Source organism: Flavobacterium piscis (assembly GCF_001686925.1).
GTDB classification, from domain to species: Bacteria; Bacteroidota; Bacteroidia; order Flavobacteriales; family Flavobacteriaceae; genus Flavobacterium; species Flavobacterium piscis.
Genome location: NZ_LVEN01000046.1, coordinates 541,926 through 562,314 on the forward strand (window position 1 = coordinate 541,926; position 20,389 = coordinate 562,314).

The 20,389-nt window shown below is 33.8% G+C and carries 20 protein-coding genes; 2 read left to right on the forward strand and 18 right to left on the reverse strand.

Translation table 11 applies throughout. The features are described 5' to 3' along the window. Window positions 1–10: 10 nt before the first annotated feature. From FLP_RS23460 to FLP_RS23470, 3 genes are all read right to left on the reverse strand, one after another. Window positions 11–868: an NAD-dependent epimerase/dehydratase family protein gene (locus tag FLP_RS23460; RefSeq protein WP_065451902.1), complete on the reverse strand. Its 858-nt coding sequence runs from the start codon at window positions 866–868 to the stop codon at window positions 11–13. A 309-nt stretch (window positions 869–1,177) separates the two neighbouring features. Further along, on the reverse strand, window positions 1,178–1,627 hold the full coding sequence (locus tag FLP_RS23465) for a GNAT family N-acetyltransferase (RefSeq protein WP_065451903.1): 450 nt from the start codon (window positions 1,625–1,627) through the stop codon (window positions 1,178–1,180). Next, entirely contained in the window at window positions 1,612–2,514 is a 903-nt protein-coding gene (locus tag FLP_RS23470) for a LysR family transcriptional regulator (RefSeq protein WP_065452024.1), read from the reverse strand. The genes FLP_RS23465 and FLP_RS23470 overlap by 16 nt, the downstream gene beginning before the upstream one ends. Window positions 2,515–2,661: 147 nt before the next feature. Here FLP_RS23470 and FLP_RS23475 point away from each other — a divergent pair, with 147 nt between their 5' ends. Then, entirely contained in the window at window positions 2,662–3,057 is a 396-nt protein-coding gene (locus FLP_RS23475) for a rhodanese-like domain-containing protein (protein ID WP_065451904.1), read from the forward strand. A gap of 58 nt (window positions 3,058–3,115) precedes the next feature. Here FLP_RS23475 and FLP_RS23480 read toward each other — a convergent pair whose 3' ends face one another. From FLP_RS23480 to FLP_RS23495, 4 genes are read right to left on the reverse strand one after another with little or no spacing between them, the layout of a single operon-like run. Then, on the reverse strand, window positions 3,116–3,982 hold the full coding sequence (locus tag FLP_RS23480; protein ID WP_065451905.1) for a tetratricopeptide repeat protein: 867 nt from the start codon (window positions 3,980–3,982) through the stop codon (window positions 3,116–3,118). A 24-nt stretch (window positions 3,983–4,006) separates the two neighbouring features. Then, window positions 4,007–6,400 carry a M28 family peptidase gene (locus FLP_RS23485; protein WP_083195935.1) on the reverse strand — a complete coding sequence of 798 codons (2,394 nt, stop codon included), beginning with the start codon at window positions 6,398–6,400 and terminating at the stop codon, window positions 4,007–4,009. A gap of 6 nt (window positions 6,401–6,406) precedes the next feature. Beyond that, window positions 6,407–6,754, reverse strand: coding sequence for a hypothetical protein (locus tag FLP_RS23490; protein ID WP_065451907.1), 348 nt, complete (start codon window positions 6,752–6,754; stop codon window positions 6,407–6,409). After that, window positions 6,751–8,280 carry a carbon-nitrogen hydrolase family protein gene (locus tag FLP_RS23495; protein ID WP_065451908.1) on the reverse strand — a complete coding sequence of 510 codons (1,530 nt, stop codon included), beginning with the start codon at window positions 8,278–8,280 and terminating at the stop codon, window positions 6,751–6,753. Before FLP_RS23495 ends, FLP_RS23490 begins: the two co-directional genes overlap by 4 nt. Window positions 8,281–8,458: 178 nt before the next feature. On the opposite strand from FLP_RS23495, the gene FLP_RS23500 reads away from it, so the two are divergent. Then, a complete protein-coding gene (locus FLP_RS23500; RefSeq protein WP_065451909.1) occupies window positions 8,459–8,791 on the forward strand; it encodes a single-stranded DNA-binding protein in 333 nt (110 codons plus the stop codon). A 74-nt stretch (window positions 8,792–8,865) separates the two neighbouring features. Here the strand turns inward: FLP_RS23500 and FLP_RS23505 are convergent, their stop codons facing one another. The 11 genes from FLP_RS23505 to FLP_RS23555 form a co-directional block, all read right to left on the reverse strand. Continuing rightward, complete coding sequence (locus tag FLP_RS23505) at window positions 8,866–9,558, reverse strand: DUF2461 domain-containing protein (protein WP_065452025.1); 693 nt, start codon at window positions 9,556–9,558, stop codon at window positions 8,866–8,868. A gap of 322 nt (window positions 9,559–9,880) precedes the next feature. Continuing rightward, the gene (locus FLP_RS23510) at window positions 9,881–10,066 is read right to left on the reverse strand and encodes a hypothetical protein (RefSeq protein ID WP_065451910.1); all 186 of its coding nucleotides are present in this window, start codon (window positions 10,064–10,066) and stop codon (window positions 9,881–9,883) included. 80 nt (window positions 10,067–10,146) lie between these two features. Further along, complete coding sequence (locus FLP_RS23515; protein WP_065451911.1) at window positions 10,147–10,665, reverse strand: ferritin; 519 nt, start codon at window positions 10,663–10,665, stop codon at window positions 10,147–10,149. A gap of 76 nt (window positions 10,666–10,741) precedes the next feature. After that, window positions 10,742–12,220 (reverse strand): hypothetical protein, encoded by a 1,479-nt coding sequence (locus FLP_RS23520; RefSeq protein ID WP_065451912.1) that lies wholly within the window; start codon window positions 12,218–12,220, stop codon window positions 10,742–10,744. 150 nt (window positions 12,221–12,370) lie between these two features. Then, window positions 12,371–13,498, reverse strand: coding sequence for an OmpA family protein (locus FLP_RS23525; protein ID WP_065451913.1), 1,128 nt, complete (start codon window positions 13,496–13,498; stop codon window positions 12,371–12,373). A 101-nt stretch (window positions 13,499–13,599) separates the two neighbouring features. Next, on the reverse strand, window positions 13,600–14,229 hold the full coding sequence (locus FLP_RS23530; protein WP_065451914.1) for a chloramphenicol acetyltransferase: 630 nt from the start codon (window positions 14,227–14,229) through the stop codon (window positions 13,600–13,602). Next, entirely contained in the window at window positions 14,229–14,936 is a 708-nt protein-coding gene (locus FLP_RS23535) for an HAD family hydrolase (protein ID WP_065451915.1), read from the reverse strand. Before FLP_RS23535 ends, FLP_RS23530 begins: the two co-directional genes overlap by 1 nt. Window positions 14,937–15,331: 395 nt before the next feature. After that, a complete protein-coding gene (locus tag FLP_RS23540; RefSeq protein WP_065451916.1) occupies window positions 15,332–16,219 on the reverse strand; it encodes a DMT family transporter in 888 nt (295 codons plus the stop codon). Window positions 16,220–16,343: 124 nt separating this feature from the next. Beyond that, the gene (locus FLP_RS23545; protein WP_065451917.1) at window positions 16,344–17,861 is read right to left on the reverse strand and encodes a flotillin family protein; all 1,518 of its coding nucleotides are present in this window, start codon (window positions 17,859–17,861) and stop codon (window positions 16,344–16,346) included. Window positions 17,862–17,872: 11 nt separating this feature from the next. Further along, window positions 17,873–18,442 carry an NfeD family protein gene (locus FLP_RS23550; protein ID WP_174548799.1) on the reverse strand — a complete coding sequence of 190 codons (570 nt, stop codon included), beginning with the start codon at window positions 18,440–18,442 and terminating at the stop codon, window positions 17,873–17,875. 233 nt (window positions 18,443–18,675) lie between these two features. After that, window positions 18,676–20,115 (reverse strand): hypothetical protein, encoded by a 1,440-nt coding sequence (locus FLP_RS23555; protein WP_065451919.1) that lies wholly within the window; start codon window positions 20,113–20,115, stop codon window positions 18,676–18,678. Between the last annotated feature and the right edge of the window lie 274 nt (window positions 20,116–20,389).

Genomic DNA, 20,389 nt, shown 5'->3' on the forward strand with positions numbered 1-20,389 from the left:
TTATAAAGGTTTAATAGTTCTCTATGTTAAACTGATACTTTAAATTGTTTTCGACTTTTTCGCTCGAAATAACCTTTTTAATATTCGATTTTTCAGCGCTAAATTTTGGTAAAATCAAGTTTTGCTCTTTTGCTTTTTGAGTGTAATATGCTGAACGAGTTGGGTGAAAAGGTGCAACAGCATTAAAAACTTCATTCCATTTTGATTGATGGATGATTTCTTCAATAACTGCAATGCAATCTTTTTGATGAATTAAGTTTACCGGAGCGTCCGGGTTTTCGAGGTTTTCTTTTCCTGCCAGAAATTTAACCGGATGACGATCTTCACCAATTAAACCGCCAAAACGTAAAATTGTAGTTTCGAAGTTTTGATTCTTTTGAAGAAGCGCTTCTGCCAAAAGCAATTGTTTGCCGCTTTCGGTTTCAGGATTCGGAATAGTTTCTTCTGTAATAATTCCGTTTTCATCTCCATAAACAGAGGTTGAACTTACAAAAAGTACTTTTTTTACTGTTGATTTTTCTATAAACGGAATTAAATTTTTGATCTTTTCGACAAAAATCTTTCGTGAAGATTGAGATGAATCAGCATTTTTGCCTCGTAATTTAGGCGGGATATCTATGATTAAGATTTTAGTATTATTGAGGAAATTATGTATACTTTCTGAAACACTTTCGCTTTCAAGCGCTCCTTCTCCCGAAGCCTCGGGATCCCTCAGGATGACAACAAACGGATTTATTCCGGCATTTTCTAATATCGGCAATTTACTTTCAGAAGTTGTAGAACCGTTTACTGAATGTCCTTTTTCGATTAAGGTTTTCGCTAAAGGCAAACCTAGCCAGCCGCAGCCTAATATGCTTATATTTTTCATTTTTTTGAGGTTCAGAGTTACAAAGATACAAAGGGACAAAGATTCCAGTCTTAAAATTAAAATTTAAAAAAAATAGTGTTTTCGCAACTTGTGATAAATTATCATTAAGGTTGAACAGTAAAGGCAAAGTCGAATTTTTTTTTGAATAGGCTCCAGCTTCAGCTGGAGAAATAAGATTTAAAGAGAAAAAGGCTTTAGCCAAATCAAGATTAGTTTGGCTAAAGCCTTTTTCCGCAACTATATTTTACATCCAACTAAAGCTGGACGCTATTCAATTTATAGTATTAAATAATTTTAGCTTCAATTATATTATAAATCTAATGTAAATCGAACTTTATCTTTGCCTGTTCCACCAATTCTGTGATAAAATTTTATGGCTCTTTCGTTAAATTGTGGTGTTTGCCATTGCAAATTGATGCATTTTTTCTCTCTTCCAATTTCTTTGAGTGTATCAATTAAGATCTCTCCAATTCCAAAACTTCTGGCTTCTTCTTCCAAAAACAAACAATCCATATACATGAAAGGTGCTGCATCCCAAGTCGAAAAATCAAAAGTATAAGAAACATAACCTATGATCGTTTCTTTTGTGGCCACGACCAAACAATGTAATTTGGGTTGTTTGTTAAACAAAGCTTTTTTAAGACCTTCCTCTTTTCCGTCCGGAGAATAATCGGCTTTCTCGAATTCAGAATGTTTTTGGCACAAAACGACCAATTTTGGTACATCAGCTATTTCGCAATTTCTTATTGAATATTCCATTGCAGATTGATTTCGTTTTGTAAAAAGGTAATAAAATGATGAAAGTAATCCGGATATTTTTCGTTTTCGCGAATGGCAATAAAGTGTTTTCTTTTCAATCCGTTTTTTCCAATTTTAATGGCTTTTATGGGATTATTTTTTAAATGTGGTAACAAGGCCCATTTTGCCATCGACATTACGCCCATATCGGCTTTAACCATTTCCAGAGATGCTTCGGTTAATGGTAAGGGAGTGATTTTCTTTGGAGTTACTTTGGCTGGAGCCAAAACAAACTGATGAATTGTAACCGTTTCCATCGGAAGGGAATGAATCAATAAATGTTCGTTGGTAAAATCCTCGGCAACGACGTACTTTTTATTCGCCCAGGCATGGTTTTCAGAAACCGCCATTACGACTTCGTCCTGAAAAAGTTCAATATATTTGATGTTATTGTCTTTGATCTGATCGCTGATAATGGCAATATCAATGGTGTTTTCTAATAATTTCTGCAACGGAATATGTGTGGCTTCAGTTACAATTTTTAAATCGACATTGGGATATAAAAGATGAAATTGTTTTAAAACCGATGGCAGCCAGTGATAACTCGAAAAACATTCGGTACTAATCCTTATTTCGCCGTGTTCTCCATATACCATTTGCTTGATTTGAGATTCGGTTTGCGAGAGTTTTTCCAGAATTTCATTGGCCAATTCGTAGATTTTTTCGCCGGCTTTGGTCAAAACCAGCTTTTTATTGGTTCTCAAAAAAACGGGAGTTCCCAATTGATATTCGGCTTCTTTGAGTTGGTGGCTCAACGCCGATTGTGTCAAATGCAATTTATCAATCGCTTTGGTGATGCTTCCTTCTTCGACAATTGCTTTTATTAATCTTAAATGACGGATTTCCATTTTTTGGGAATTAGAATTACAAAGGAACAAAATTTTAAAATGGTTTTTTGATGAAAAAAAGTAATCAAGTTGATGAATTCTTTTCGTTTTTATCACATTTATGGTTGAAGTACTTTTGAAATAACTAATCATAAAAACACAACAAAAATGGAAGCACAAATTAAACACTACGAAAACAAACTGGCCTTCGAAATGGATCCTTCTGATTTATTTGATGCTTTGAACAATGGTGAGAAAGTAATTGTAATTGATGCAAGAAAAGCATTTGGTTTTGAAGCCGAACATATTCCGACAGCCATTAATATTCCGCATCGCGAAATGACGGCTGAAACTACAAAACATCTGGATAAAGATGTTTTGTATGTGACGTATTGCGACGGAATTGGATGTAACGCTTCGACAAGGGGCGCTTTGAATATGGCAAAATTAGGATTTAAAGTAAAAGAATTAATGGGAGGAATCGAGTGGTGGAAGTTTGACGGATATTCCACCGAAGGAACAAACGGAGTAAAAGCAGGATTGAAAATTGAATGTGCCTGTTAAAGAAAAAGGGCAAACTTTAATTTTAAAGTTTGCCCTTGATTTTTGATTTATATCCGAATTATTCGATGACAATATTGTTTTCTGCCGCAATTTTTTTGAAAACATCTTCTTTGTTTTCTTTTACCATTTTTTGATAAATAGCTCCCATAAGCATTTCGGTGTCTTTTGAATATTCTGATTTGTCTGCAGTATATATTCTGTGGGCTATAAAAATATCGTTCAATGCTTTTTCGTCATTGTTGAGTTGCAGGTAGTTTTTTCCGGCGCCAAAATATCCTTCAGCATTGTTGGGCTGATATTTTATAAGCCTTTCGTAATAATCGATAGCCGTTTTATAATCTGATTTTAGTGAATAAACTACTCCAATATTCATTAAAGCATATTCGCCTTCAGGATATATTTCGAGTGACTTTTTATAATATTTTATGGCGTTGTCGTAATCATTTAATTGTCTGTAACAAACAGCCAGATCATCTAGGGCCAAAACAAACTTTGGATCTTGTTTTAATGCCATTTGCAAACCTTCTATCGCTAGTTTATACTTTTGAGCCTGCATAAAATCTTTTGCAATGATATAAGAATTTTGTGCCTTTTCATTTTTAGAATCACTATAATAAATATCTGATTTGTTTTCAGGTGTTTTTGGTAAAAACTTCGAACAGGTTTTGGCAATAGTTTCATCTGATTTTTGAAGCAGAGACTTGATTCCTTCTACCGTATTAATGCCTTCTCTTACTTTTGCATCTTTATCCTGCAAAACTACTTCTGCCATCGAATTGGTCAAACAATTTCTGTAGATTTCTTCATTTACTTCTTTGCTTTTTTCCAGGCAAGTGCAGGCTTTTGTAGCTATTTTTTCTTCTAAGGTCTGACTCTTAGCATTGAAAAAACTTAAAGTAACAAAAAGCAGAAATGTTTTCTTCATAATGGTTAGGTTAGAAAAGTTTATTTATTCTGGTTTTACAGCAGGTTTTAAACTGTCTTTTGCAATAACAGTACTGTCTTTTACTGCGGTTGCAGGTGCAAGAGTAGCTACCGGTGCTGTATATTTTTTTATTTTTTGTTGAATTAATATAGCATCATTTAAAACAAATGGAGTAGGCATCATCCAGTCGCTTCTTGGTTTTATTTGTAATAACGGATTTGTCATTAAATCGAATGAACTTTCGATTAAATCCATATCAAAAACAGAAGATTTATTAATATAGAAATCCATTACGAGCGGTTCATTGCCTACAACATAATAGCATAGTATTTTTGCGCCATCTCTTTCTAAACGGTTTCCTTTTTCTCCGGAAGTTGCAACACCATTGGCTTTAAAATTAAAAAATGTCATTTTAGGATTCGCGTAAATATCGTAACGATTGACTTTTCTGTTTGGAGTAATTTTAATTTTCAGATATCTGTTATTACCTACAACACTGTCTTTTAGGAAAGCAATCGTTGGTTTTGGAATATCAACAACAGGAGCAATTGCGCTGTAAGTAAATCCGGAATTGTATTTGCTGGCTAGAGGCAATGAATTTAAACCAACGGCTTTTTGATTTTTTTCTCCTAAATAAGTTTTAGTCCATTCGTCTAAATTGACATCATAAGTGGTCCAGACTGCGGAGTTGGTATTGGCATTATAAACATATAATAAGCTGTTTGATTTTGCTTCACCGTGTTGGTAGCCAGAATGGTAACCGGCATAGATGAAAAATCCAATAGAAACAGCAAAAAAGAACATAGTCCATGCTCCTTTTTTAAAGAAGTCACCAAATACAGGAAGTAATAATCCGAAAAGTAAAACGGTTAGGACAGCACTTCCAAAAAGGATCTTTAAACCTAAACCAACTGGAAACATCACAATAAAAGGCGCAATAATGGCCAATGCAGGAATGCTGAATAATAAATTTACGCCTAAGCTATAGTGTTTGGTAATGACAAAAATACCGAATAGCATAATGCCAAAATAAACCGGAATAATCAGGAATCCAGCGCCTGTTAAGCTATTTGCCAGAAATGCATTGATGATAATCCAAAGCAGCAAAGGTGCTACAAAATGATTCATTGTGATTTTTGCTTCTGAAAAATGATGGTAGAAAGCAAAAGAAATGGCGATACTCAGCGATACAAAAGCACCAATGTAAGCATGTCCGTTATAAGTAAATCCGTTAAGGAGATCAGAATATTGAGGATAAATTTGAAGTAAAATTTTCCATCCTAAAAAAGTAACTAATCCTGAGATAATGATGGCGCCTAAAAGAGGAACAAATCCTCTGAAAATTTCTCTGAAAGTAATGACACGCTTGGCTTTTCCTATAAAAATAAAAAGAATCAATAAACCTAAAGCAATAATCGTCATTGGAAAAACCCAGGTAAAGGGGTAACTTATGAAAGAGAACGGAACGCTGAAATAGACATCATCTTCTGCAGAATCGGTAGCGTTCAAATCAACATTCGAAAAGTATTTTAGTAAAGGCATTAAATACGTTCCCTGATGTTTTAATGTGGTTTTGCTTAAATGCTGAACATCGTCTTGTTGCGTATGATAATTATAATGTCCGTCGATAAAAGCAAAATTAAAACCCTGAATATTTCCCTGTTCTCTAAAAACGGTTAAATCAGTATCGTTAGGAAGCATCTTATAAATACTGTACATGAGCGAATTCGAAACCGGATATTGGGTTTTTGCATTGGCAAATTCTTTTACAAGCGCCTGATTTCCCTTGTTGGTTTCCATTAACATGTAACTTGGTCCTGAAGAACCTCTTGCTTCAAAATTGATCACAAGTCCAACTTCTTTTGCCCATGGATGTTTGTTCACAAAAAGAGCAGCTCCGTTTAAACCCAATTCTTCGGCATCAGAAAAAAGAATAATAATATCGTTTTTATGGGGTTGCTTGGCGTATAAAAAAGCACGAACTCCTTCTAAAATAGTAGCAACTCCTGAGGCATCGTCGCTTGCACCTTTAGAAAATGAATGCGGTGCACTGTCATAATGAGATAATAGTAATAGCGCTTTTGAGCTATCAGTTCCTTTAATTCGGGCCAGAATGTTTTTAGACTTTACTAATAATCCTTTATCGTTGAGGGTAAAACCTTCCTGAATAGAGGTTTCCAATCCAATCCTATTGAGTTCAAGTTTAAGATAATTGGCAACCAGTTCATGATTGGTCGAGCTAACATAATGTGGTTTTTGCGCAATAATTTCGACTTGGTTTAGCGCTCTTTCGGTAGAAAAATCAGCAAGAGCTTCTTCATCTTTTGAAATCCACTGTGGCATCATCGAGGCGTATATGATGCCAAGAATGGCTAAAATGCAGATTATGGCCAGAATTGAGGTGGGGTTTTTCTTCATTACGTACTATATTTCTTTTTTAACAAGCATAAAATAATCATTGTCCAAAGATCGATATCCCTGATCATACAGGAAATAGTAGGTATTCCCTGTTTTGGTCTGCAAGATATTGGTAAAGAATTCGAAATCAAAACCTTTGTTGATCATTTTATCCCTTGTTGCTTTAGATTTTCCATCAGTATTTAATTCACACAAAATACGGTAATTTTTTCGTAATTTGTTGTTTACATTCCTCATGAAATTAGTACTGTCTTTATTTATTTTATTATTGTAGGCATTTCTACAGCTGTCTGAACAGAATTTTTTGTCTTCGCGGCCTACAATTTTTTCCGAACATTCGAGACATGTTTTCATGGTTCAATCTTTTTAATTTCATATAAATCGGTACGTCGGTCTTTTAAAATCCTCACACTTCCGTGCTCGTGAAGTTGTTTAAGTAAATTCAAATCGACATCGACAATTAGCGTCATCTCAGTATTTGGAGTTGCTTCTGCCTTTATACCATTACTAGGAAAAGCAAAATCTGATGGTGTAAACACAGATGCCTGCGCATATTGAATGTCCATATTATTCACTTTTGGTAAATTCCCTACGCAACCTGCTATGGCTACATAACACTCATTTTCTATGGCACGAGCCTGCGAACAATGTTTTACACGAGTGTACGCATTTTGTGTATCGGTTAAGAAAGGAACAAACAAAATATTCATCCCTTCATTGGCCAGAATTCTTGAAAGTTCCGGAAACTCAACGTCATAACAAATCAGGATTCCAATTTTACCACAATCAGTATCAAAGGTTTTAAAGTGCGATCCGCCTTTCATTCCCCAATGCTGTACTTCGTTTGGTGTAACGTGAATTTTAGTATACATTTCTGATGTACCGTCTCTTTTGCATAAAAAACCAACATTGTACAAGTTACCATTGTCTAAAAGCGGCATGCTTCCGGTAATGATATTGATGTTATACGAAATAGCAAATTCCTGAAAACGTTTTCTGATAGGATCAGAATATCGGGCAAGTTCACGAATGGCTTCGGCTTCAGATAAATGATTGTAATCGGCCATCAAAGGCGCAATAAAAAGTTCCGGAAACAAAGCAAAATCTGCCCCATAACCTGAGACGACATCGATAAAAAATTCTGACTGTTCAAAAAATTCTTCCAGATTATTCAATTGGCGCATTTGCCATTGTACCAATCCTAAACGAATAACGCTTTTTTCAAGATTAATTAGCTTTGGACTTTCATCGTAATAAACATTGTTCCATTCTAAAAGAACCGCAAATTCTTTGGATTCTTCGTCACCTTCAAGATAGTTTTTGATAATTCGCAAAACGTGAAAATCATTACTCAACTGAAATGAAAGTACCGGATCGTGTAATTCTTTATGTTTTACTTTATCGATGTACACTCTTGGTGTCATCTTTTTTGAGTGTTGAGAATAATTTGGAATTCTTCCGGCAAAAACAATTGCTTTTAGGTTCAATTGCTCGCACAGTTCTTTACGCGTATCGTATAAACGGCGGCCTAAACGCAAACCGCGATAATTAGGATGGATAAAAACGTCTATACCGTACAATATTTCCCCATCTGGATTATGAGTCGAAAAAGTATAATCGCCTATAATTTGTTTGTAATTGTGTCTTTTGTCTACTAATTTTTCGTCGACAATTAGTGATAATGCTGATCCTACAACTATACCATCTACTAGTATAACAAGTTGGCCTTCAGGGAATATTGAGAGTAATTTTTTTATATCGTTAGGTCTCCAATATGAATTCGCCATTTCAGGATACGATTCAACCATTGAATTTTTTAACTGCTGATAGTCGTCGAATTCTAAATTTCTTAATTCAACTTTATTGATTTGTGTTTGCATTGTAGTATGATTTATGTTAAATATACAAAGAAATATTTCCATTTACAAACGCTTACAAATAGTTACAACCGAAAGTAAGTACTTTACAACCGATTATTTTTTGGAGTCTGTCGCATCTTTGCCCTGTTGAATTTGATAAACGAATTCTTTATATACGAACTTTTAAATATTACACGCCATGAATGCAATGAAAAACAGAGTACAATTAATTGGTAATGCAGGAAACGACCCGGAAATCAGAACTTTAGAAAGTGGAAGAAAATTAGCTTATCTAACGATTGCTACAAACGAGAAATACACGAATGATAAAGGTGAAAAAGTGGAACAAACAGAATGGCATCGTGTGACGGCCTGGGGTAAAACGGCTGAAATTATCGAAAAATATGTAGTAAAAGGGAAAGAAATTGCTGTTGAAGGAAAACTAACCCATAGAAGTTATGACAATAAAAACGGTGAAAAAAGATACGTGACCGAAGTTATTGTTAATGAAATTTTATTGCTTAGCAGATAACGTTTATTCAAATTGAATATAACCCGATTGCCTGGATAAAGTAATCGGGTTTTTTGTGTTGCATACAATGTAAATTATAAAACAGAAGCTCCATTGATATCGGTTGAAAGTATTTCGCTCATATAGTCGAAAAAAGGTCTCATATTTTTGCAAGTGTCTAAAGCCTGTTCTAAAAATAACGGACTTAAAACTTCCTCATCAGTAAAACGTTTAATGATCAAAAACTGCTTGTAGCGAAGCAAATCTATGGCTTCGTGAGTTATTTCATAGCCTTTTGGTGCTGTTTTGAGTTGTTCACCTTGTAAAGTTCCAAAGGTTTTTACAAAAGATTTTGATTGTAATATTTTATTCATTGGTCCGGCATCGTGAGCAAATTCGCTACGTATGCGTTTTAAGTCTCCAGCATTGGGTCCCCAAAAACCACCTGCAAAAAAGCTGTTGCCTTTTTCGATATGAAAATAATAACCGCCGCGTCTTGCACTTGTTGCTCTTGTGTAGCTGCCGCCCCAAAAGGTTTTAAAAGGAGTTTTATCTTTAGAAAACCGAATGTCGCGATAAATCCTGTAGACACTTTTTTTACCCGAAGAAGTTTCCAAAACATCAGTTTTTGAAAGCTGCTCAAGCAAAGCACCTGCAAAAGTTTCAATATGATTTAATTCTTTTAAATATTCCGTTTTATTAGCGTCGAACCAGGGCTTGTTGTTATTTTCTTTAAGCTGAGTCAAAAAATCAAGACTGGAGTGGGGTATAGTAATCTGGTTTTTCATAATTAAATTTTGAGGAATCAATGTTAAATGTTAAAGAGAAACATTAAAAATTTTATACGCCTAATTATTTTTTACCGCAGAGAAACGAAGGTTTTTCGCAGAGTTCACTAAGATTTAAGTGCATTTACACCATCTAAGTCCGCAAAGCTTTGTGAACTTTGTGTTTTTACCAAAGTTAGCATATTTAAAAAAACTTTGTGTTCTCCGTGGTAAATTTCTTCTCTCTCCACAGGTTTTAGAATTGATCCATTTTGAGTCTTAAGACGACTGCAATTTAAACTAAAAACCCACCAAATTTCTTGGTGGGTTTTATATATTTTAGTTAAGCAGTTTTTTTGAATAAATCAAACATAGGACAACGCGAGCAGCGTTTCTTTTCGCTCTTTTTGTATTTCTCACAGCAGGAAGATTTACAGTTTTCCAACTTTTTAATCTTATCAAGGATAACTTCTTTCTTCTTTTTCTTTTTATCCTTTTTCTTGTCCTTATCTTTTTCTTTCTTGCTCAATTTTCCTCCGTATTTAAAAACAGAGACAAATATAAAAGAAAATAGTTATTTTTAAGTATTCTAAATAAACTTTAACTTTTTTATTTAGGGTTGATCGCAATAGAGCTTGTCACCGTTAATTGCTGGATATCACGGTCGAACAAGTAAAGTCCTCCTTTGTCATCTCCAATTAAGTTGATTTTATCTAATATAGATTTAGCTGTTGCTTCTTCCTCGATTTGCTCTGCTACATACCATTGTAAGAAATTGTGAGTTGCATAATCTTTTTCTGAAAAAGTAATATGTACCAGTTCATTGATAGATTCTGAAACAAAAATCTCATGGTTGTAAAGTGCTTCAAACATTTCTTTAAATGTAGAATAAGATGTTTTTGGCGCTTTAAGATCGGTAATCTGAGCGTGACCTCCGCGTTCGTTAATATACTTAACTAGCTTAAGCATATGTGCGCGCTCTTCATCTGATTGGGTATACATAAATTGTGCAATTCCCTCTAATCCGTGTACTTCGGCCCAACAAGCCATAGAAAGGTAGGTTTGCGAAGATTCTGCCTCTATGCGAATTTGCTTGTTTAAAGCTGCTTCAATATTTTTCGATAACATAATGTGACTTTTTTGTAAAGTTAGAAAAAATAATTGGTTCCGGTTTTTTGAAACTCAGAAACACAACACATTTGGATTAATTCTCAATAAATTTAAGCTTTTCAAATTTAGCCGGTCTCGAGAATTGAGACTTATTCATGATCGGATTTCCGTTGTCTTCTCTAATAAAACCATCTGTAAATTTTCGTAATACAAACTGTTTTAAAGCATTGTCGTAATAGCTCAGGATGTAATAATTCTTTAATTTAAGAATGTTTTGAAGCGATACATTTTTGTTGATACTTAGAAAATAGAAAATATTGTCGATTGCTAAAGGCTCTTGTTGCGGGTTATTTACAAATTCATAATTAGCATTTAATAGCGCATCAAAAGAAACCATTTTACTTTGTGAATACTGCTGAATTCCCATATCATCAAAATCTCTTAGTGACATATCAAATGGGCTGTAAGCAACAGAAGAAAAAATGTGTTCAATAAATCCGCCAAAAGTGACTACGTTATTGTTGTTGTTTTTAAAAACTGAAACTCCAACATTTAAATTCGCTAATTGTTTGAGAAACTTTCCGGTAGTTTTTAATTCCTGCGGTTTTTCATTATTTACCTGAAGAAAAATAGGAGAGTTTTTAAATCGTATCGTATCATTTTTTGAAATTGAAACACTTTTGATTGATTTTTGCGAATCAAAATCTTTGATCTCAAATAAAAATTCGTCTTTGCTTGCCTTAACCTGAAATAATTTGTTTTGACTGTAGAATGAATTCGAAGATTTCGATGGGTTTTTTGAAACAGGCTGTTCAAAATTTTTCTCTGTAATCTCGCCACTTTCCATATTAAGACTCATTACTTGTGTTTTCTTTGAGTTGTAGTCAAATGTCAAAAGAATGTGATCTTCAGTTACATACATTTTGTTTAGACCACTAGTTTTGTCTAAAGAATTAAAATCGCCTGATTCCATTTTTTGAAGCGGAAAATATCGAATAAACGAGCTAAAGGTAAACTTTTGTCCTTTTTCATTTTGGAATGCAATACCTGAGAAATCAAACATTTTGATTTCACATTTTCCATTCTGAAACTCGTAAAGAAGCAAATGTTGTTGGTTTTTCTCTTTTGCAATAATGTAGAAAATATTGTCTTTTTGAAAAGTAGTGACAAAATATTCAATGTTTTCAGGAAAGTCAAAGTTTAAAGCCCTGGAAGTTTTAGTTTCCAGATAGTATTTGATGATTCTTAAGTTTCTTCTGTTTTGTGAACTCCAGTAAAGTGTTGGATTTCCATCTTCGCTAATACTGTGGCCAATTAAAGTTCGATCCTCTACATGCCTTAGCGTGTCTGAAAATTGGTTGGCGAGGAATAGCGATTTATTGTATTTTAAAATAGTAATTTTTTTATCATCTGCTGCAAAAACATAGATATCATGAGTTTTTACATCCTCAACATTCAAAGCCTGACCATTTCCTAAAGGATTGTTTAAAATTAATGGATACGTGTTTAAAACCGTTTGGCTAAATAGTATTGATTGATAAAGTAGCAGGAAAAAAAATATAAGCTTTTTCATAATTAATTGGGGCACAAATATTATTCCAAATTTAATTAAATATACGTTAATAAAATTGTCAAAAAAAGCATTTCTTTTGTTTCGGAATTCCTTAAAAAAGCCCTAAAAGAATTTTCCTTTAGGGCTTGATTTTATTTTTGATTAAGATTATTATCTTACTCTAAAAGTAACTCTTCGTGCTAATCTTCTTGCTTCTTCAGAATCTTTTTGGATAGATGTATCAGCTCCGTTAGCAACAACATTTAATCGGGAAGATGCAATACCTGCTTTTTCTAAAATAGTTTTCACATTATTAGCTCTTGCATTTGATAATTTTTCATTGTACTCAGACTTACCAACCTGATCTGCATAACCTAAAATGTCTATAGAAGCAGATGGGTTTTTTCTTAAATAAGTTAAAATAACATCAAGTGCTGCAGTAGAATTTTCTATTGGAATCGATTTGTTGAAATCAAAGTAAACACTGTAATATTTGTCATTGATCATTTCTTTTACAATGTCTTTGTCACTTACCGTATTAGTGGTAACAGGTTTTTCGACAATAACTTGTTTTGATGGTATGTTCTTAATTTGATTTTCAAGGTCCGCGATCTTATTATCATACGCTGTAAGATCAACATTTTGTGTAAGAACAGTCCAGTCCGCATGTTTTGTGTTTTTCCCTAAATACACTGTCAAACCAGCAGTTCCGTTGAATACAAGTCCTGAAAGTCCTCTAGAGTTTGTAAGTCCCGCTCCGTCAAAAGTAGCATCCTGAAAAGCATTAACAATAGTAGTAAAATCACCTGTTAAAGCAAGACGGTTTGATAGTCTGATTTGACCTGTAAAACCTGCAATGAAATTACCCATTCTGTCTTTTACATGTAGGTCTTCGTTTTCTAATTGAGCAACCCCAATACCAGCGTGACCTAATAAACCAATCGTTTTAGTCCATGTTTCAAAATTCATGATTCTTCCTAAGTTGGCTACTCCTTGTAAATCAACTCTGTAGTATTTAGAATCAAAAGTATTTGAATTGCCATGATCTGTGAAACTGTTGTATCCGAAATCAGCTTTCAAACCAAATTTATTGTTCATCATATATCTTACACCCAAATCAGCAGTAAAAGGACTAACTCTTGCAGTGTAATAATCATTTGACATTGGGCGTTGAGGTTTGTTAAAACCGCCAGCTAATTCGATAGACCATTTATTATAGTCATTTCCGCTATTTTGTGTTTGCGCGTTTAGGTTGTTGATAACCAGCGAAAACGCTAAAATAATTACAATTTTTTTCATTATTATTTGAGATTTTAAATTTTTCCCAAACAAATGATTTATTGTAAGAATTACTTTCCTATATAGGTTTTTATAATAATAGAATAAGGTTAAATATGATTTCAGGTATTCATCAACTCCTGAAAATAATCAACAAATTGGCCCATATGCAAACCATCCATCAAACCGTGATGAACATGTACGGACATGGCCATTGTTTTTTTTCCAGTTTCTGAAGTAATCATTTTTCCAAATGAAATTTTTGGGCAGCTATCTGGAAAAGTGTAACTCCGTGCATGCGAAAGAGACGTAAAATTGAGCCACGGAATTGCCGAAAAATGAATCAGATTATCATCATCAAATGATCTTGTAAAAAGTCCGGTTGTGTTTTGAATGCGTTCAATTTCGGCTAAAGCATTTTGTTCGAATATTTTAAAATCCGGATTGTATTCGATTAATGAAAAACCAAAAGTACCGTCCTGACGCCCAATTGTTGCTGATGCATCTATACGGTTGTTAATGTAAATCTTGTCATCAGCAATTCTGTACTTGAAATTTTCAATAGAGTTTACGGCAACCAGTGTTTTGTGTAAATAATAAATGAAGAAAGAAGCTTTCAGGTTTTTTGCAGTTTGATAGGCTTTGGTACAATCAATTGCTACGGTTGCACCAAAAAAAGGTTCTTCCATCTGTTTAAAGTGCTGGAAATGTTCTTTGCGATTCCAGTTTTCTAAATCTAAAAGTGTTTTCATTATGATAAGTTCTGAAGTACCTGGGTAATTTTTTCGAATGAACTAAAATGTTTGTGTTCGACTTTATGACTAATTTTTTCGTGTTCCCAAGTGGTGTGAAACGGAATATGAACGGCGTAACCTCCAAGTCCTAAAACGGGTAAAACATCAGATTTTAATGAATTTCCGATCATAAGAAATTCATGTGCCTGAATGTCTAAACGACCTAATAGTTTTTCATAATCAATTTCCTGCTTGTCTGACATTACTTCTATGTGATGAAAATAGTGCCCCAAACCGGACCGATGTAATTTGCTGTGTTGGTCTTTCAGGTCTCCTTTTGTGGCCACAACCAACTTATATTTTCCGTGTAAAGCTTGTAAAGTTTCTTCAACTCCATCCAAAAGTTCGATGGGTTTTTCGAGTAATTCTTTTCCGTATTGGATGATTTTTGTAATAACCTCAATTGGAATCGTATTGTTCGAAATGTTCATTGCTGCTTCGATCATCGAAAGAATATAACCTTTTATTCCGTAACCATATAAAGGGAGGTTGGCAATTTCGATCTTAAACAATTCTTGCGAAATACCCTGATGAGAAAGATAATCTTCCATCAAAGCGCAAAATTTATGCTCCGTTTCCTCAAAGTAAGGTTCATTCACAAATAAAGTATCATCAGCATCAAATGCGATTACTTTTAAGTTTGGTATTTTGTTTTTATGTAACATAAAGATGTTGTTTTTTTAGTTTCAAGTTTTTTTTGCCACAGATTAAATGATTTTAAAAATCTGTTTAAATCTCTTTACATCTGCGTGAAACCCTTTTTAAATCTGTGTCATCCGTGGGCTGTTTTTTCGCCACGAATTCACGAATTATTTTAAATAAATCAGCTCAATCTTCCGAATCTGCGCGAGAACTTTTTCTCAATTAGTTAAAAACCAATCAGCGTAAATCCGTTTAAACCCGTGTCATCCGTGGGCTGTTTTTTCGCCACGAATTCACGAATTATTTTAAATAAATCAGCTCAATCTGCGAAATCTGCGAGAACTTTTTCGCAATCAGCTAAAAACCAATCAGCTTAGACCTGTTTAAACCCGTGTCATCCGTGTGGCATTTCTCAATCTTAATTCTTAGTAAACAGTTTTTTTAATGAAATCGTCTTATCGTAAAAAGTGATTCTAATCCCGAATAGCAAAATGATGCCGCCAAAAACCATTTGTAAAGTTATTTGTTCTTCTAAAAACAACCAAGCTAATATAGATGTAATTACAGCCTGACTCAATAAACTTAGCGAAACTCTCGTGGCTCGCATGTGTTGTGTGGCGTAACTAATAGAAATCCAGGCACACAACTGGCAAATAACAGCCTGCAAAATTAGTACAAACCATCCTGTATCTGAGAATCCGGTAAAAGGTTCATTTAAAGCATAACAAAGAATTCCTAAATAAATACTCGAGGCAAATAAGCTAATGGTCATAAACGATAAAACATCAACTTGTGAAAGAACATTTTTACTTACTAAAAGATAAATTGAATATAGAATTCCTGATAAAACGGCGAAAAGAAAGGCATGGTCAAAGTTCAATTCAAGGAAAAAATTAAAACCAACTAACGTAATCATTCCAAATAAAGAAACCACAGTTCCAATCCAAAAATTAGTTGCAGGTCTTACTTTCAAAAAGAAAAAAGAACCAATTCCTACCCAAAGCGGCGATAAATTCGTTAATAAAGATGCTTGCGTTGCACTTGAATCCTGAATGGCGATATTCCAAACTGCAACATCTGAGGAAAATAAGACACCGCAAAGAACTGCTAACAGAACGTATTTTGTTTTTGGCAGTTTAAAATTTTGAGTAATCAGCACATAAGGTAAAAGTAAAATCACGGCAAAAGCCATGCGATAAAAAGCCGAAATTAATCCCGGAGCTAATTTAAGTTTAACCAATATTGGGAATATTGAAATACAAAGTATTCCGCAGATTAAGGCTAATCTTGGTTTGGTAATTTTCATTAGGTATATATATTCGCGTATTATTTTTCAAAGATACTTTACAAAGTGAATACTTTGAAAGCAAAAAACGCGAATCAATTAAAAATCTTAATCGGTTCGCGCTTTTTGATGAAAGAATGAATTATTATTCTTCTTTTTCTACAACTTGAATTGTTGGAGGAACTTCAGGAGTATCTTCACCTTTTAGGTAAGACGGTAAATTAAGTCCGGCCATATTGAATAAATCGTTCAATGGAGGAACCGTTTTCATCATTCCTGAAACAAAGTTTGCAGTCGATGAACTTCCGTTATCGCCTTGTCCGTTACCAGAATCCCAAACCGTGATTTTATCAATTTTAATGTTTTTAACAGCCTCAACCTGAGTTTTTACCAGTTCAGGAAGTTTTTCTAATAACAATAATTGGAAAGCTTTGCTTGGATCTCCGCCTGCAGCAGCCACAACCTCTTTATAACCTTCGGCTTGTTTTGTCAATATTTCAAAGAGACCTTTTGCTTCTGCTTCCATTTTGGCAAAAATAGCATCTGCTTCTCCTTTTGCATTCTCTCTAATAGTTTCTGCGGCAGCCTGAGCTTCGATAATGGCTCTTTGCTTGGCAATTTCGGCAGGAATTACGATGTTCGCAATTTGAGTAGAACGTTCTCTTTCAGAACGCGCCAACTCGGCTTTTTGTTCAGCAACATACGATTCTTCCAATGCTTTGGCTTGTTGTACTTTTTCGGCAGTTATCGCAATACGCAACGATTCTGCTTCTTTTTCTCTACGTAAAGCTTCAGAATTTGCAATCGCAATCTTAGCCTCGTTTTCTCCCTGAATTGCAATGGCATTGGCTTCAGATGTTTTTACCCTTGTATCTCTTGCGGCTTCTGCTTTTCCGATAGTTTCATCTTTCGAGGCAGTTGCAATACTAATTTCTCTGTCTTTTTGTGTAATAGCAATTTTTACATCTCTGTCTCTATGTGTTTCAGCTATTTGAGTATCTTTTTCTCTATCGGCAAGAGCCTTACCGGTTTCTCCAATTTTTTCCTGCTCGGCAACACTAATTTTTGCTTCGTTGATGGCTTTTGCAGCCGCTTCTTTTCCAAGAGCTTCGATATATCCAGACTCATCTTTAATATCGGTAACGTTTACGTTGATTAATTTTAAACCAATTTTCTTTAGTTCGCTATCAACGTTTTTCGAAATATTATCCAAAAATTTATCACGGTCTGAATTGATTTCTTCAATAGTCATCGTAGCAATTACCAAACGCAATTGTCCGAATAAAATATCTTTTGCCAGTTCCTGAATTTGTTCTGATGATAAGCCTAAAAGTCTTTCTGCAGCCGTATTCATGCTATCAGTTTCTGTAGAAATTGCAATAGTAAATCGACAAGGAACATCGACTCTAATGTTTTGTCTGCTTAAGGCATTCGTTAAATTAGCTTCGATCGAAAGCGGTTTTAAATCTAAAAAAGCATAATCCTGAATCACTGGCCAGATAAAAGCGCCACCTCCGTGAACACATTTTGCCGATGTTCCACCAGTGCGTCCGTAAATGACTAAAATTTTATCAGAAGGACAACGTTTGTACCTTGAAATTAATGCCGAAATTGTTACGAATAAAACGATTGCCGCAACTGCAATTAAAATAATTGGGTTCATGCTTGGTTATGTTAAATGGATTCTACTATTAAAATGTTGTTATTTTCTATTTTTACGACTCTTACTACTGCTCCTGACGGAATCCTGTCATTCTCGGTCATGGCTTCCAGTTCATGAAAGGCGCCGTTTACACTAATCATGATTTTGCCTTTTCCTTTTTTGTTTTCGGGAATCGTCAAATAAACTTCGGCCGTTTTATTTAAAGTATTGGAGATCTTAAATGAATTGTCTTCGGCTAATTTTTGTACTTGTTTGATCACCAGGAAAAACAAAACAACAAATAAAACCCCAACAACAAAGGAAGTTCCAATAAGTAATAAAGGATTATCTCCAATTGTGGTATAAAACGAAATTCCGGTCCAGCTGAATCCTAATAAAAAATTGATAAGGTTTCGCAATGAAAAAAGTTGAAAGTCTGAACCTCCGTCGTGTACATCTGCATGAAAATCAGTGTCAAAACCATCGGCTACGTCAACACCGGTAAAGGTAATTATGGTCTGAATAATAAAAATGATACTTGTTGGAATAGCGATATACCAAAAAGATTTAAGTAAAGTGGGTAAACTATCTAGCAGTTCCATCATTTTAGGTTTTTTAGAACGATTTAGGCGCTAATATCTTACTTTTTATGAAAGAAAACTAATTTGAATTAAAATTGGTGTTCCTGTAGTGTTTAAATAAATAAAGAGTCGTGCCAGTTTATGACTAGCATAAAACGAGGAATTATGTTGTTGAGTAGAGAATTATAATCTTTGCTTTAGATTCGATAAAACGTTCCCGAGTTTCCATTGGGATAGCTCGGGAATTTAAGATTTTAATCAGCAAATTTTCTAATGATATATTCTTTGGTTTTATTATCATAATAACCAAGATAATAAAAGTCGCTAATTTTAAATAAGGTTTGTGATGAAACATCAGTGTTCTTGTCAAAAAAGGTTCTGATTTTATCAAATGCCAAAGGTTGTAATTCGCCTTTTATATTATTTCCCTCTTTGTCAAATAAACCTTCAATTTTCACGACTTTTCTATTAGTATATGAGTTAAAGTTTTCCATTGTTGGATTGTACACTGCTACTGAAATCAAAGCTCCAATTAAGCCAAATTGTCCTAAAGCCGCTTGTCCGCCTGATTGCTGAGTTGAAGAAACACCTCCAAAAGTAATTAGGGTATTTTCTCCAATATGATAGCAAGAAAGACCAGCATTTAAATTGTTTACTTTTCTAATAAACTGCGCTGAGGTTTCTAAGGTTCTTTTTCCTCCAAAGAAATCTCCACCTTCCTGATATATTTCGGAATTCTTGAATTCGATTGGTTTGGTAACATTAGCAAAATGTTCTTTTAAGATATTGTCATCCAAATCTTTTATGGTAAAATATAAAAGATCTGATGAAGTTTTTACCTGATACAGTTTATTCTCAAAATAGAAAGAGTTAGAATTTAAAGATGTACGATCTACTGGTATAAAACGTTGTTTTATCATTCTTTCTTTAGCAGTAAATGTGTTTAGATCAATAGTAAAAACCTGGGTAAAGTCAACATTAGTATCCAGGGTTATTATAATTTGGTTTTTATTAAAGTAACATTTTCTCTTTTTCGCTCCATCGGTTAATGAAGTTGGGTTTTCAGGGGTGATATACTTTAGTGTATATGGAAGTTCAAAAGGAAGTAAATTTTCACTTAATGCTCCATCTAAATCTGTTTTTGCATAAGTGCGTTTTAAAAAGTGAAATCCTTCGAGCGAAATTGTTTTTGCATTATAGTTTCCGTCTTTGTCAAAAATATGAAGTTTCAAATTACTGCTTTTCTTGATAAAAGTTAAAATATAGAAATTCTCATTTTCGCTGAATTTTTGTAGAATTTTCTCTTCTTTTAATACAAGAGAATATTGTTTTGTTTCGACTTTGCGTGTATTAAAATCAAACAATTGTGTATAAATATCCTGGTAATTATCAGACGACCAGAATAATCTAGTATTGTTATTGCTGATATTATAGCCAATCATATTATCATAAGTCTTAGTACCTGGTCTTTCGGTAGAAATACTATCAACAATTTGCATGTTTTCGTTAAGATGAATGGCTTTTACTTTTATTTTGTCACTGACAAATAAAGTAACATCCTTTTTTTCAGTGTTTACAACCTGAAAAATGTCACGATTCTTTTTTAATTCAACAGGAGTAGAACTTACAATATCTTGAGAAAAAGAAAGTAAGCTATTTAAAAATAAAAAGGTAAGAAGTAATTTTTTGAACATATAAAGTTTTTTTTTGACGAATATCTTGTTTTTTTCTGAAAGTAAAAGTATAGTAAATAAAATGTTTCAGAATTTTCTTTTAAAAGGAAAAGTGAGAATCTATTAAAGTGATTAGCAAATTCATGCTTTTCAATAATTATAAAATTTAGATTAAACTTGTTTTTGTTTTGTTTGAAAATTGAATCAAGAATCAAAATGTGCCGTTAGGCACTACACATCGGTAGAAAAACAGGAATTAAAAATATTCACCGTACCGTAGGTACGCAAGATATTC